The sequence below is a fragment of the Streptococcus rubneri genome, from assembly GCF_004785935.1.
GTDB classification, from domain to species: Bacteria; Bacillota; Bacilli; order Lactobacillales; family Streptococcaceae; genus Streptococcus; species Streptococcus rubneri.
This window is the reverse complement of the sequence record NZ_SRRP01000002.1, coordinates 274016-288545: the sequence shown is the minus strand read 5'-3', so window position 1 is coordinate 288545 and position 14530 is coordinate 274016. Positions and strand designations below refer to the sequence as shown.

15 protein-coding genes and 2 pseudogenes are annotated in these 14530 nt (G+C 41.1%); 3 read left to right on the top strand and 14 right to left on the bottom strand.

The window, feature by feature from the left end:
• Window positions 1-39: 39 nt before the first annotated feature.
• From infB to E5S68_RS09560, 10 genes and pseudogenes are all read right to left on the bottom strand, one after another.
• Window positions 40-2028 (bottom strand): annotated as a pseudogene (gene infB, locus E5S68_RS09600) (translation initiation factor IF-2); the annotation flags it as partial.
• Window positions 2029-2105: 77 nt separating this feature from the next.
• Window positions 2106-2760: pseudogene (locus tag E5S68_RS10920) on the bottom strand (translation initiation factor IF-2 N-terminal domain-containing protein); the annotation flags it as partial.
• Between the two features lie 16 nt (window positions 2761-2776).
• Complete coding sequence (locus E5S68_RS09595) at window positions 2777-3076, bottom strand: YlxQ-related RNA-binding protein (protein ID WP_135783355.1); 300 nt, start codon at window positions 3074-3076, stop codon at window positions 2777-2779.
• On the bottom strand, window positions 3069-3365 hold the full coding sequence (rnpM, locus tag E5S68_RS09590; protein ID WP_135783354.1) for an RNase P modulator RnpM: 297 nt from the start codon (window positions 3363-3365) through the stop codon (window positions 3069-3071). Before rnpM ends, E5S68_RS09595 begins: the two co-directional genes overlap by 8 nt.
• Window positions 3366-3374: 9 nt before the next feature.
• On the bottom strand, window positions 3375-4520 hold the full coding sequence (gene nusA / locus E5S68_RS09585) for a transcription termination factor NusA (protein WP_135783353.1): 1146 nt from the start codon (window positions 4518-4520) through the stop codon (window positions 3375-3377).
• A 44-nt stretch (window positions 4521-4564) separates the two neighbouring features.
• Window positions 4565-5053: a ribosome maturation factor RimP gene (rimP, locus tag E5S68_RS09580; protein ID WP_200773509.1), complete on the bottom strand. Its 489-nt coding sequence runs from the start codon at window positions 5051-5053 to the stop codon at window positions 4565-4567.
• A 165-nt stretch (window positions 5054-5218) separates the two neighbouring features.
• Complete coding sequence (trmB, locus tag E5S68_RS09575) at window positions 5219-5854, bottom strand: tRNA (guanosine(46)-N7)-methyltransferase TrmB (RefSeq protein WP_135783352.1); 636 nt, start codon at window positions 5852-5854, stop codon at window positions 5219-5221.
• A complete protein-coding gene (gene ccrZ / locus E5S68_RS09570) occupies window positions 5851-6645 on the bottom strand; it encodes a cell cycle regulator CcrZ (protein ID WP_135783351.1) in 795 nt (264 codons plus the stop codon). Before ccrZ ends, trmB begins: the two co-directional genes overlap by 4 nt.
• A gap of 40 nt (window positions 6646-6685) precedes the next feature.
• Window positions 6686-7741: an ABC transporter permease gene (locus tag E5S68_RS09565; RefSeq protein WP_135783350.1), complete on the bottom strand. Its 1056-nt coding sequence runs from the start codon at window positions 7739-7741 to the stop codon at window positions 6686-6688.
• Complete coding sequence (locus E5S68_RS09560; protein ID WP_135783349.1) at window positions 7738-8469, bottom strand: ABC transporter ATP-binding protein; 732 nt, start codon at window positions 8467-8469, stop codon at window positions 7738-7740. Before E5S68_RS09560 ends, E5S68_RS09565 begins: the two co-directional genes overlap by 4 nt.
• A 67-nt stretch (window positions 8470-8536) precedes the next feature.
• Between E5S68_RS09560 and E5S68_RS09555 the strand changes: the two genes are divergently transcribed.
• Both E5S68_RS09555 and E5S68_RS09550 read left to right on the top strand, forming a co-directional pair.
• Window positions 8537-8950 carry an HIT family protein gene (locus tag E5S68_RS09555; protein WP_135783348.1) on the top strand — a complete coding sequence of 138 codons (414 nt, stop codon included), beginning with the start codon at window positions 8537-8539 and terminating at the stop codon, window positions 8948-8950.
• A 15-nt stretch (window positions 8951-8965) separates the two neighbouring features.
• Window positions 8966-9262: a hypothetical protein gene (locus tag E5S68_RS09550; RefSeq protein ID WP_135783347.1), complete on the top strand. Its 297-nt coding sequence runs from the start codon at window positions 8966-8968 to the stop codon at window positions 9260-9262.
• A 315-nt stretch (window positions 9263-9577) separates the two neighbouring features.
• On the opposite strand, the gene lytR is transcribed toward E5S68_RS09550, so the two are convergent.
• From lytR to E5S68_RS09530, 4 genes are all read right to left on the bottom strand, one after another.
• A complete protein-coding gene (gene lytR / locus E5S68_RS09545) occupies window positions 9578-10780 on the bottom strand; it encodes a glycopolymer--peptidoglycan transferase LytR (protein ID WP_135783346.1) in 1203 nt (400 codons plus the stop codon).
• Window positions 10777-11313 (bottom strand): GNAT family N-acetyltransferase, encoded by a 537-nt coding sequence (locus tag E5S68_RS09540; protein ID WP_135783345.1) that lies wholly within the window; start codon window positions 11311-11313, stop codon window positions 10777-10779. The genes lytR and E5S68_RS09540 overlap by 4 nt, the downstream gene beginning before the upstream one ends.
• A complete protein-coding gene (gene tsaE, locus E5S68_RS09535) occupies window positions 11314-11766 on the bottom strand; it encodes a tRNA (adenosine(37)-N6)-threonylcarbamoyltransferase complex ATPase subunit type 1 TsaE (RefSeq protein ID WP_135783344.1) in 453 nt (150 codons plus the stop codon). It lies immediately after the preceding gene.
• A 137-nt stretch (window positions 11767-11903) separates the two neighbouring features.
• A complete protein-coding gene (locus E5S68_RS09530) occupies window positions 11904-13325 on the bottom strand; it encodes an NCS2 family permease (protein WP_135783343.1) in 1422 nt (473 codons plus the stop codon).
• Window positions 13326-13589: 264 nt separating this feature from the next.
• Between E5S68_RS09530 and E5S68_RS09525 the strand changes: the two genes are divergently transcribed.
• Window positions 13590-14402 (top strand): Cof-type HAD-IIB family hydrolase, encoded by an 813-nt coding sequence (locus tag E5S68_RS09525; RefSeq protein WP_135783342.1) that lies wholly within the window; start codon window positions 13590-13592, stop codon window positions 14400-14402.
• Window positions 14403-14530 lie beyond the last annotated feature (128 nt).

The following is a 14530-nucleotide window of genomic DNA, read 5'->3' as shown; positions in this document are numbered from 1 at the left end:
GAAATGGGAGAATACCTCTCTTCCTTCCTAGTTAACAGTTTATTTTTTAATTTCTTCCATGATGTAAGCTTCGATGGTATCATCAGTCTTGATATCATTGTAGCCTTCAATCATCAATCCACCTTCACGACCGTTGGTTACTTCTTTGACATCGTCTTTATAATGTTTCAAGCTAGCAAGAGCCCCATCATAAATCACGACACCATCACGAATGACACGAACTTTGGAATCACGAGTGACCTTACCACTGAGGACCATAAATCCACCGATAGTCCCCACTTTAGAGACTTTAAAGGTTTCACGGATAACTGCTTCCCCGATAATTTTCTCTTCAAACTCAGGATCCAACATTCCCTTCATGGCATCTTCCATTTCCTCGATCACCTTGTAAATGATTGAGTGAAGACGGATTTCTACCTCATCAGCTTCAGCTTGTTGACGAGCTTGTGGCGTAGGGCGGACGTTAAATCCAACGATAAAGGCATTAGATGCTTCCGCAAGAGTGACATCTGATTCATTAATGGCACCAACTGCTGAGTGAACGATGGTAACCTTCACACCTTCCACTTCAATCTTTTGAAGGGACGCAGCAAGGGCTTCAACCGAACCTTGGACGTCGGCCTTGATAATGACATTAACAGATTTCACTTCTCCAGCCTTCAAAGTATCAAAGAGATTTTCAAGGCTGACACGGTTGGTTGCTTGACGTTGTTTCAAGAGAGCACGTTTAGCACGTTCTTCACCAGCCGCACGCGCAGATTTTTCATCTTCGTATACTGCGAAGTGGTCACCTGCCATTGGTGCTTCGTTCAAACCAGTGATAGAAACCGGAGTAGATGGTCCTGCAACTTTCACTCGGCGTCCGAGGTCATTGGTCATAGCACGGACACGTCCAAAAGTATTTCCGACAACGATTGGATCTTGCACATTCAAAGTACCTTGTTGAACAAGAAGGGTTGCAACGGCACCTTTTCCTTTATCCAAACGCGCTTCGATAACGGTACCAATGGCACGGACTGTTGGGTCTGCCTTGAGTTCTTGGATTTCAGCTACAAGAAGGACAGTTTCCAACAACTCATCGATGTTTTGGTTGAACTTGGCTGAGATTTCTACAAACTCAGAATCTCCACCCCAAGCAGTTGACATGACTCCATGCTCTGCCAATTCTCCAATAACACGTTCTGGGTTGGCACCTGGTTTATCAATCTTGTTAATGGCAACGATAATTGGAACGTTAGCCGCTTTTGAGTGGTTAATGGCCTCGATGGTCTGTGGCATCACCCCGTCATCTGCTGCTACAACCAAGATGGTAATATCCGTAACAGATGCACCACGCGCCCGCATAGAAGTAAAGGCCGCGTGTCCTGGTGTATCCAAGAAGGTAATCTTCTTGCCATTTTCCACGATTTGGTAAGCCCCGATATGCTGGGTGATTCCACCGGCTTCTCCTGTTGCAACCCGTGAGTTACGAAGAGTATCCAAAAGGGTTGTTTTACCATGGTCAACGTGCCCCATGATGGTTACAACTGGTGGACGCTCCACTAGCTCATCTTCGTTCAGATAACCATCTTCCACGAAGAATCGCTCAATATCGGCATTGTCCACTTCAACCTTTTTCTTGGCTTCAATTCCATAATCTACCAAAAGGAGTTCAATGGTATCGCCATCCAAGGATTGGTTTTGCGTCGCCATCACTCCCATCATGAAGAGTTTCTTAACGATTTCCGCTGGCTCACGCTTAATCCGTTTTGCGATTTCCGCAACGGTCATTCCATCTGTGTACTCAAATTCACTTGGCAACTCATGGAATTTACGCTCTGTTACTGGTTTTGGAGCCTCATTGCGGTTATTTTTTCCTTTTTTATTCTTTTTATTGTTATTCCAGTTACTATTCTTTTGATTTCTCACTTGATTCTGATTACTTCGATTCTTTTGTTGTTTTCTTGGACCATCTTCTTCACGATCAAAATCTTCACGCTTCTTGTCTGGTCTAGCCTGTTTCTTCCGACGTGTATCAACTGTTGCTGGAGTAGAGGTTGCAACTGTTGGTTGTGCAACATGCTCCACTTTTGTTTGTGGAGTTACCTCTACTTCAACACTGTCTTCTTTCTTACGGCGTTGCTGACGTTCTTGTTCAACCTTGGCCGCTTGGTGTTGCTTGTAGCGTTCCTCACTTCCACGCGCATATTCGGCGTTCTGCTCTGCCTTCAAGGCTGCTGCACGAGCCTTGAAATCAATCTTCGGTGCTACATTTGCTGGGGCCGGACGCCCTTGTCCATTTCCTCCTTGATCGCGACGACGGTCATTGCCATGATTCTTACGGTCATTCCCTTGGTTCTTGCGATCATTTCTGTTTTGAAAACGATCACCATCCCGACGGTCGTTATGTTGTTTTTTAGGTCGATTCCCTTGTTGTTGGCGACGTTCAGCCTGCTCTTTTGCTCGTGCTTCTCGCTCTGCCTTGAAATTTCGACTTTTCGGTTTTACAACCGGCACACTTGGTTCTTCAGTTACTTTTTCTTGCTTCACCACTGGTGTTTCTTTAACCGATGATACTGAAGCTACTGGCTTTTCTTCAACCATCTTAGCTGGTTGAGCCGTCTTCGGTGCAAAACTCTTGACCAGACGTTCTACAGCTTCCCCTTCAATACTGGAAGCATGACTCTTAACATCCAAGCCTAATTCTTTGGCGCGGGTAACGACTTCTTTACTTTCTTTGCCCAATTCTTTGGCAATCTCGTACAATCTTTTCTTAGACAATTGCTGTCCTCCTCTTCTATTCCATAAGAGACCTCATTTTCTTTGAAAATCCAGCATCCGTCACAGCCACCACCTTACGTGAGCGACCAATGGCAGTGCTTAATTCTAGTGTTGAAAACACGGTTAATACCGGAATGCCATAGTAGTGGCATTTATCTGTGATTTTTTTTGTGAGGTTAGGAGCTGCATCTTCTGCTAGAAAGACTAATTTTGCCTTTCCTTCTTGAATGGCTTTGATAACCAATTCTTCTCCAGAGATGATCTTTCCCGCTCGTTGAGCCAACCCCAATAAATTACTGACCTTTTGCTTATTCAAGACCCAACTCTCTTCTTTTTACCTTATGATCCACATAAGCAATTAATTCATCATAAAAAGCTTCTTCCACTTCCATGCTAAAACTGCGATTAAACACTTTTTTCTTCTTAGCTTGAAGAGCTTCTTCATTATCGAGTTTGATGTAAGCTCCACGTCCATTTGCTTTTCCAGTAGGATCGATAAACACTTGACCTTCCTTGTTTTTGACAATTCGTAGGAGATCCCGCTTATCAATCACCTCGTTCGACACAACGGACTTTCGTAAAGGGATTTTTCTTGCTTTTACCATGTGTTCCCCCTATTCGTCTACTGGATCCAGATCACTTTCTACTCCATCAAAATCGAAAGATTGGTTGGCTTCCATTTCTTCGTATTCACTTGCAGACTTGATATCAATGCGATAGCCTGTTAAATGAGCTGCCAAGCGGACGTTTTGTCCACGGCGACCAATAGCCAGTGAAAGCTTGCTATCTGGCACAACGACAAGGGCATGCTTGCTATCTTCTTCGTCAAAGATAACTTGATCAACTTCAGCAGGAGCAATGGCATTGTAGATAAATTCTGCTGGATCTGGAACCCACTCAATGACATCAATATTTTCTTCTGTTGGAACCATACGATCCAATTTTTGATCATAGCGTGCTGGATGGAACTTGCTGGTAATCTTTTTGATGTTGGATCCACCTCGACCAACGATGGTCCCAATCGCATCTACATTTGGATTATGGCTACGAACAGCCACCTTGGTCCGGTCACCTGCTTCACGCGCTACGCTCATAATTTCAACCGTGCCATCGTAAACTTCCGGAATTTCTTGCTCCATCAATCGTTTGATCATTTCTGGATGGCTACGACTTACGAATACGTTCACCCCACGAGGATTGTCTTCTACTTTGTAGACAAAGACTTCGATGCGATCATGAGATTGGAAAACTTCTCCTGGAATCTGGTCTTGTTTAGACAATTGAGCTTCAATAGACCCTAAATTCACATAGATAAAGCGATTATCAAAACGTTCAACGGTCCCACTCATAATTTCATTTTCATGCTCTTTATAAGTGTTATAGGTAATCGCACGAGTTTGCTTACGCATTTTTTCCATGATGGTTTGTTTGGCAGATTGCGCTGCGACACGGCCAAACTCAGCAGGAGCTTCTTCAAATTTGATTTTATCTCCCAATTCATAAGCAGAGCTGATGGCAAGAGCATCTTTCAGGCTAATTTCCAATCGGCTATCAAATACTTCATCCACTACTTCACGAACGGTATAAACGCGGAAGTCACCAGTCTTTTCATTAAATTCGATAGCCGCACTCTCTGCTTGACCATATCGTCTCCGGTAAGCCGAACGCAACGATTCTGTGACAGCTTCAATGATGTCTTCTTTTTTAATTCCTTTATCTTCTTCCAAGATGCGAAAAGCATCTAGCATTTCTTTACTCATTCTATTCTTGCTCTTAGCAACTAAGAGCCTTCCTTTCTTTTCTGCTATAATTTGACAGCTAGCCTTGCTTTAGAAACAAGACTATAGGGGATTTCAATGGTTTTCTTACGGGTCTTGTCCATGTATTCCATGGTCAGTTGATTATCCTCAAACTTGAGCAAGGTTCCTTCAATAACCTTTTGCTTATCAACCGCCTTATACAAGCTGACATGAATATACTGGCCAATAGCCTTTTCAACCGCCTCTTTCGTTTTTAAGGGACGCTCCAAACCCGGACTCGTTACTTCTAGGAAGTACTGTTCTGGGAATGGATCCGGTTGGATCTGATCCAACAGAGGACTAATGACTTCTGTTAAATCAGCCGTGTCATTCAAGGTAATTCCACCAACTTTATCGACAAAGATACTTAAGACAAAATCTCCCCCCATCTTTCCATATTCAACATCCACTAATTCAAAAGGATCTTGAATGGCTGGTTGAAGTAGTTCTGTTACTAATTCTACAATCGTTGCGATAGGACAACACCTCCTCACAGACAAGAGGCGAAGATATGTCTTCGCCTCTCCTTTTCTATTCGTTTTTACCATTCTAACACAAGTCTAGCCAACTTGCAAGGATTTTGCCTTGAATCAGATCCTATAAATTTTCCAGAAAAATCAATGCTTCCCTTTCAGGAGACCTTGATTTTTGACTATTCTTTAAAAGCGGGCTTCTACACGATAGATGACTTGGCCTTTACTTGAGAATTTTTGCTCATACTCTGTCATAACATTTCCTTCATAGTCGCTAGCGTGTAAATCCAACCAGACACCTGTCAAGGTCATGCCATACTGAGAAAAACTAACCAAACTGTATTCAAAGAGTCCTCGATTGTCCGTCTTGAAGTGAATCTCCCCATGCTCAGGTAAAATTTGCTTGAAGGTATCCAAGAAACTCTTATAGGTCAAGCGGCGTTTCTCATGCCGTTTCTTTGGCCAAGGATCTGAGAAATTGAGATACAATTGATCAATCTCACCGTCTTCAAAGTAATTGGTCAAACTGTCTCCATCTACCCAAAGCAGCTTAATATTAGGAACATCGGCTTCTAAAACTTTGTCCAAAGCATAACTTAATACTGATTTTTGAATATCAATCCCAATATAGTTAATCTCTGGATTTTGTTTGGCCATTCCAGTAATAAAGGCTCCTTTACCACTTCCCACCTCAATATGGATAGGGTGGTCATTCCCAAAGATTTCCTTCCACTTACCTTTAGCTTCTTCCGGTTTTAAAACAACATACTGTGGATTTGCTTCTAATAATTCAGTTGCACCTTTACGGTTTCTTACTCTCATGCTTCCTTCCCATACTTCGACCGGAAATTACGCAAGGCATAAATTTCCCGATTGACATTCTCTAAATCATTATTCTCATAATATTTTGCAATTTGACACAAGAAAGAATATTGGCTAAACCAGTATAACTTACGAAAGACTGTCTCATTATACTTATAACCATAGTAGATCAACCAATCTTGCCACTGGGAATCTGGGATGTAATGACTCAAGATATGAGCAACATCCATCATCCGATCCGTTAAGCGAACAGAATCCCAATCTACTAGATAGATAAAACCACTTTCCGTTTCAATCCAATTACTGTGACGCACATCACCATGGACAATCGTTGCATAATCCTCCCGGAACGCCGGAACAGTATGGCGAAGATTTTTCATGACTGATTGCAAATATTTGTTTTGGCGCAAAGCAACTGGCAACTGGTTACTTAGAGAAGTTAGGAGATCTAGTGGCGATTCAACTGTATAGCCCAACTTTCTCAACTGTGTCATCAAAGGACGTGAACGATGCAAACGGGTCAAAATATGAACCACTTGTTTTTTCCCCATCCCATTTGGAGTCAAAATATCTCCATTTAACCACTCTTGAGCGCTCATCACATTTCCATCTGGTAAGCGTCGACTCCACAGGAGTTGTGGAGCAATTTGTTCTTTAGCCAGCCCTGCTAGTATGGGAGTCGTATTCATTTTAACAAATACTTTTCCTCCATCTGGATATGTCCCCATAAAAGCTTTCCCACTCTTACCGGGAATTGGGGTTAGGCTTAGCTCTTTTTCGATCGAGTCCATCTTTTCCTCCGTAAAAAGTTTCCCATCTATTTTACTAATTTTATAGCATTTCGTCAACTAATCGTCTCAGCTTGAAAGGAGCGTATAAATGGCTTAACAAGGCTGTGAAAGCAAGAAGAACAAGAACAAGAAGCTTGTCTTCAAGAGCAAACAAGCCCACGACTCCTTCAATGCCTCCTACTATTAACAGCAGCATTTGCATCGTTTGAAGAAGACCACGTGTCTTCGTTCCAGTTTCTAATGGAAACAGCTTGGTCAGGTATTGATAATCAAAAGCATTATAGAGACCTAGCAATTGAAAAACCAACAAATAATTAAAGAGGGCAACGATAGCTACAGCTACCATCGATTGGGGAACAAACACAAAAACGGCTAGCGATAATCCTAACAAACGCAGGCTCATCGCAAACAAATCCCCATTTCGAAGATAGGAACGCAGATAGAGATTGTTCCAGGTTTTGCTAGTAACTTTTGGAACTAGACTCGTCAAGCCATCTAGATAAGCTCTCCGTTTCACACTGTTTGTAATCCCCTTAACATTAGTAAAGAGGGCAAAAAATCGAAGAATCGTTTGCTTTCTGAGATTTTCAACCTCAATCATTCGGGTCCAATTCAAACCTTCCTGGTGATAAAATCTTTTCCCCTTCCATTGAAAAACCAAAGCTTTCAGAAGAAAGAGAAAAACCAAGTAAAAAATTACAACTAGAGCAGATAAGCCCATGGCCAGAGCCAAAGGGAGGAATAAGAGAAGAAAAATGGTCTGCAAGACTCCCCAAAACATAGTAGCCCGTAGAGTCTGTATCCTGAGATACTCTTTCAACTCTTCTTCTTTAACTAAGAGGAAAATCATATCCGGTTTTTCAAGGTAGGTAGCAATCGATCCAACTGGGACTAGTAAAAGAGGAGCAAATACAAGCAACACTAGCAAAAAACTTCTATCCTCCGGTAGCGCACGCAAAAATTGGCTATATTGAACAGCTAGAAACCCTAAGAAAATCAAAAGAAAGAGGACAAAATGGTCATTCAGAACATAGCGAGAATATTTTAAGCACTGATTTCGAAAGGATTGTTTTCTCTTTTGTAATACTGCTATCATTGGTCAGCCTCTTCTGTTAAAGCCAAATAAATAGCATTGAGATCTGCACCTAACATACCAAATTCCTCTTGCAAATCTTCTAAAGTTCCTTGCGCTCGTACTTGTCCCTTATGAAGAATCACAAAGGCATCACACATTTTTTCGGCAGAATCCAAGACATGGGTACTCATTAAGATTGATTTTCCCTTCCCTTTTTCAGTCTCTAATAAGTGAATCAGATCGGCAATAGCAACTGGGTCCAATCCCAAAAAAGGCTCATCTACAATAAATAAACTTGGATCTACTGCAAAGGCACAAATAATCATTACCTTTTGTTTCATTCCCTTAGAAAAATGGGCAGGGAACCAATCCAACTTTTCCTCTAATCGAAACTGTTTCAAAAGAGGAGCTACGCGTGCAAAAACAGCCTTTTGATCTAAATCATAGGCCATAGCAACCGTTTCAATGTGTTCACGCAAGGTCAACTCTTCATAGAGACTAGGTGTTTCTGGAATATAACCAATCTTTTGGCGGTAAGCACTTGGTGATTCGGCCAAGCTTAAGCCATCAATCCGAATTTCTCCAGAGTATGGTCGCAAAAGACCAATAATTTCATTAATGGTTGTGGATTTACCCGCTCCATTTAAGCCAATGAGTCCAACTAATTGACCATTGTCAACCTCGAAGCTTACGTCTTTAAGGACAGGGATATTGACATAGCCTCCTGTCAAGTTCTTAATTTCTAACATATTTTCTCTGCTTTCTGGTATAATGTTCTTATATTATAACAAAATCTAGCTAAAATGAGGTGCCTTTATGGTTTCGGATTGTATTTTTTGTAAGATCGTTGCTGGTGACATTCCTGCTTCAAAAGTCTATGAAGACGAACATTTTCTTGCCTTTTTAGATATCTCTCAAGTGACAGCTGGTCACACCCTTGTCATTCCTAAAAAACATGCCCGCAACTTACTCGAAATGACACCTAACGAAACCGGTGAACTTTTCGAGGTTGTTTCTCAGGTAGCCAAAAATGTTGGAAACGCAACTCAGCCTAAAGGAATGAATGTCATTAGCAATATGGAAGAAATTGCTGGACAATCGGTCTTCCATACCCATGTTCATATCCTTCCACGCTATTCCCAAGAAGACGATTTGAAGATTGACTTCACTGCTCATGAGCCTGATTTTGACCAACTTGCTCGCCTAGCAGAGCTCATTGCAGCCCAGTAAGACAAGGAGTCACATATGAAATTGAGAAATTTAGTCTGGTTTGCGACAGGCGCTGGCATCAGCTACCAATTGGTAAAAAATCGGGTGTCTCTTCAAAAAGAAATAAACGAGACGAAACTACTTTCCGAAGGCATTCAAGCCAATCTTTCTAAAATTCAAAAAAATTTAGAAATTATCCAAGAGCAGAAGGAAAATGTGAATGAACTCCTAACGGATTTCTCCTACAAAACACGTATTTTTTCGAAACAAGCAAGCGTTGCCTTGGAACAAATTCAAGACATCTGGTCAGAAAAGTCAGTAGGCAAAAATTAGAAACTTAACTTTATACAAAAAGAGTCTGACATAAAGTGTCCAACCTTTAATCTATATCAGCTATAACTGCATAACGCAGTGCTTGATTGCTCACAGTACTGCTTTCTAGAGGGAGGAAGGTTGAAAAGACTTTGGGAAACTTTTTAATTAGCCAGAGTGCTTTATCCGATAACTTCCAAAAGTACAAAATATTCACCCTTATACTATAATAAGGGTGAATTTTTATGTTTAGGAATGAGATCTCATCTATCATTCCTTTTTTCATATTTTAGTAAGGAACGAGCAATAGCATCATAGACTTTTTCCCACACTTTTTTATTCTGTTACAACCGGAGCTAATTGATTTGTTCCTGGATCAACAGCCGTGATACTAGAAGGAGTTGTCACTGGAGCTGGATTTTGAGCGACACCATCAGAAGTGACCGGAGTCTCTGGGACATAGGATTGTTCGTAATAGCCTCCACCCGTATCTTGAATTGGAGCAGTTGGAGTGTCCGTAGTTGTTGAGGAATTACTTAAACTTGAGCTCGGTTCTTCTTCTTGATCAAAAAGGTAGGCATTGGTTTTTAGTTTCTTCACTGGATCCAAGCCAAGAGATTTCCGGAGCAAGTTTTGCATGCTTAATAAATGTTTAGATGTAACTAGTTGATAGCTACCGCCATCTGCCAAGGTCGCATCTTCACCTCGCAACTGTTTGGAATGAATAGTCTTCAAGGCATCTTTATAACCCATTAACTGCATCAAACTGTTGGTGCTCAGTGAAATATTGGTTTGCATGTTGTCGCTAATGGCTTCAATAATCCCTTGGTAATGACTTAAACCGTCTAAACTCAATATTTTCTCAACAACCTTTTTAATCACTTCTCGTTGACGCTTCTGGCGACCATAGTCCCCTTCAGGGTCTTGGTAGCGCATCCGTGCATAGACTAGCGCTTGATCTCCATTAATTTCCTGACGGCCTGGTGGGATTTTAGCAGTATATTCCGGTTCATTTTCTTCAATCGAAATGTCAAAATCGAAGGGATTGGTAACGGTGATCCCGCCTACCTTATCAACCAACTGAACCAAGCCTTGCATATTGATCATGACATAGCGATCAATATGAAGATTCATCAAATCTTGAATCGTTTTAATCGCCAATTTTGCACCACCTTTAGAATAGGCGGCATTTAACTTAGCTTGGTAAGTTTCTCCATCCTCCGTAATATTGGTTAAAATATCACGTTCCAAACTCATCATGGTTGTTTCCCGCTTCTTGGGATTAACCGTCACTAGAATCATGGTGTCACTATTGCCTTGCCAAAGATCTTCACGTGAACCAGAGCCGGTATCTACTCCCATGAGCAAGATTGTCATCGGCTTATTCTCTGCAATAACGTTATTTTCATCTCCAAAACCTTTATAAGTTTTACTCAAGGTATCTGTCGACTGGTTCAGAATCGTTAAGCCATAGGCTCCGACGCCAACAACAGTGACAGCTAATAAACTTAAAAACATGAATAGTATTTTTTTAATCATACCTTATTTCCATCTATTTGTTTGCCCATTAGGTAAACGTCAATAAATTCCCCTTCTTTAGTGTAGACTCCTCTCTTACGGAGACCTTCTATTTCAAATCCAAGAGATTGGTAGAGATGGACAGCTCGTTCATTTCGGACCTGCACACTCAAATCAAGTTTTCGAATAACTCCAGATGACTCCGCCCATGCAATGCCTTCTTCTAATAAAATCCGTCCCAAGCCCTTGTTCCAATACTTTTTTCGAACTACGATAAAAATATCCCCAATATGTTGCAAAGCCCTATTTTGTTCTGCTGCTATATTGAGAACTCCTACCAAATCTTGGCCCAAATACAATAAGAGACAAAGCTGATTAGCTGTCTGAGCTTGCTTCTCAGCAAACAGTTCCAATTCTTGTCTAGTCATTCCAAGCCCTTCCGAGCCTAGAGTCATAAAATCAGATTCTCCAGCCACTTCTTGAAAAAAATCTAAGAGAGCTTGGGCATCAGAGGCGTCTGCTTCTTTTAAAAAAAGATCTAACTCTTGTTCCATTTAACAAGCTCCTACAGACTGCAGAAAGAGTTGCTTTAAGTTTTCAGCTCGATCACCTACAGCTGACAATCGAATCTCTCTGCCATCTCCCCGTTTCAGTAGTTCTACTTTCAAATAACCTGCAGGAAGGCTGGTTTCTAACAACTCTCCCCATTCAATGACGGTAACTCCTTCACCAAATAAAAAGTCATCTAAGTCAATCGAATCAGGATCATCTCCAATCCGATAAACATCTAAGTGATACAAGGGTAAGCGGCCTTCATACTCTCTAACAATCGTATATGTTGGACTCTTAATCATCTGATCAATATCGAGTCCTTGTGCCACTCCCTTTGTAAAGGTGGTTTTTCCAGCTCCAAGATCTCCTATCAGAATTAAAACATCCTGTTTTTCTAGCAGTTGACCCAGGGCTTTCCCAAGGTTAATCAACTCATTCTCATTTTGGCTTCTCATTCTCCCATTATATCAAAAAGAATAGGGTCCTGTCCAAAGTTTTTAGACGCATCTCCTATCCATTCGTAAGACTAGCAGTAAAAAACAAGAACTAAAAAGAAGCCAGCCACTAGGACTAGCTTCTAACAAGATTCAGTTTAATGAAGGGCCATACTGATAAAGTTCAGAATAAACAAAGCATCTAGAATCCAAATCATACTGTGAACCTCTTTGGCTTCACCTTTGACAAGTTTAGTTACTGTATAAGTAATAAAACCTGCTGCAATCCCATTTGTGATGGAATAACTGAATCCCATAAAGATAGAGGTGAAGAAGGCTGGTACAGCTTCTGCCATATCATCCCAATGGATGTTTTTCAGGCTACTCAACATCATGATCCCAACGATGATCAAAATCGGTGCTGTGGCTGCTGTCGGTACAATAGCAAGAAGGGGACTAAAGATACTTGACACTGCGAAACAGATGGCTACTACAAGGGCTGTCAAACCAGTCCGTCCACCAGCTCCAATTCCCGCAGCTGACTCAACATAAGTCGTCACATTCGAAGTACCTGCAATAGCACCAACAGATGTCGCTACGAGGTCTGAATAAAGGGCTTTATCCAATTTAGCGGATTGATGATTTTCACCATTTGTAGCAACGATTCCGACTTTTTCTCCTGTACCGATCAAGGTACCAATCGTATCAAAGATATCTGTCAAGGAGAATGCTAAGATAGCCATCAAGGTTTCAGGAAGACGAGAAGTATTGGTAATCAAAGAACCTAATCCTTCTGAACCAAGTGCAGCACCAAAAATTTTCCCAAGATCATTGACAGCTGCTCCAAGATGGGTGCTAGAAAAGTCAATCGTTGAAAGATCAACAATGCCAAACAAAATAGCAAGGACTGTTGTCGTAAGGATTGAAAGGATAATACCACCTTTAATGCCCTTGATGACAAAGAAAACAGTGATAGCTAAGCCAGCCAAAGCAAGGAGGACTGTCGGACTATTGAAACTAACGAGTCCTGGGACCGCTGCAGAATTTGCTGTAATTGCCGCATTGGCCTTATCTGCTCCTTCTCCTGCCACCGTATAAGTATGTGGATCAATTGAAAACTTCAACAGGCCAGCATTTTTAATTCCGACATAGGCCAAGAAAATTCCGATACCAGCTGAGATAGCTGAACGCAAAGCATTTGGAATGGACTCAATAATCATTTTCCGAACATTGGTTAATGTAATAACCAATGAAATTAGTCCGCAAATAAAGACCATTCCCAAAGCTTCTTTCCAAGAATAGCCCATCCCAAATACCACTGTAAAGGTAAAGAAGGCGTTCAAGCCCATCCCTGGTGCTTGGGCATAAGGCAGATTCGCATAGAAAGCCATCATGAGAGTCCCAACGACTGAACCAATAATGGTTGCTAGAAATACTCCTTGAGCAGGCATTCCTGTTTGGGAAAGCATTTGAGGGTTTACAAACAAGATATAAGACATGGCAAAGAAAGTCGTTAAACCAGCTAATACCTCTGTACGAACCGTCGTTCCGTGTTCAGATAGTTTGAAAAACTTATCCATTTTTCCAATAAACTCCTTAAAAAAAATAAATCTGCTCGCGACTCAATCACGAACAACACCAATATTTTATCAAATATTATTCACTTTTACAAGAGATTCATCTGGACAATCTTTCGTGTCATATCATCTTCTATTCGAAAGACTGAAATTTTCCTGTTTATCTGGTATAATGGTAACATTCGTCTTAAAATATGGTGCTCTATACTCTATAAAACATTCCTTATTTAGAGTTCGAAAAACCATACAAATGAAAGGATTCTTCCTATGAATAAGAAACTAATCGCTGTCGATTTAGATGGCACCTTATTAAATTCTGAGAGTAAATTATCATCCTATACGATTGAAACTATCCAAAAAGTAAGTGAACAAGGCCACCAGGTCATTATTACAACTGGGCGTCCCTATCGAATGGCAGATCATATCTATAAGGAATTGGGATTGGAAAGTCCCATGATTAACTTTAACGGCGCTCTCACTCATATTCCAAATAAAAAATGGTCGAAAGAATTATCGATGACCCTTGATAAAAAATACCTCCTCGATATGGTCGAGAGAGAAAATGACATCCAAGCGGACTTTATTGCAGGAGAGTATCGCAATAAGTTCTATGTCACCCATACCTACCACCATACTATTGATCCCGCCTTATTTGGAGTTTCAAAAATCTCCTCCAAAACAAAATTCGAAGCTCGTAAAGTTACCGAAAATCCGAATGCCATCCTCTTTCAAACACGCGCTGAAGATAAGTATGCTTTAGCCGAAGAAATGCGTGATTACTACCATCACGAGCTAGAAATCAATAGCTGGGGTGGACCCCTCAACATTCTGGAGTGCGCTCCAAAAGGGGTCAATAAGGCCTTTGCCCTTAACTATCTCCTCGAGACTTACGGACTTGATCGGAAAGATCTGATTGCCTTTGGAGACGAACAAAACGATACAGACATGTTAGCTTTTGCAGGAACTGGTTATGCAATGAAAAACGCCAATCCTGTCCTCCTCCCCTATGCCGATAAACAAACTGAGTATACAAATGATCAGGACGGCGTTGCTCGTCAACTAGAAAAACTCTTCCTATAAATAAAGAGAATTGCTTGAATCACCTTTTACAAGAAAGGATTCAAGCTTTTTGTTTTCTCAAACATACGGGACCTTTTCTGAAAATAATTTAACTGGTTAAGTTTACTTTCAGAAAATTTTCTGTGTAA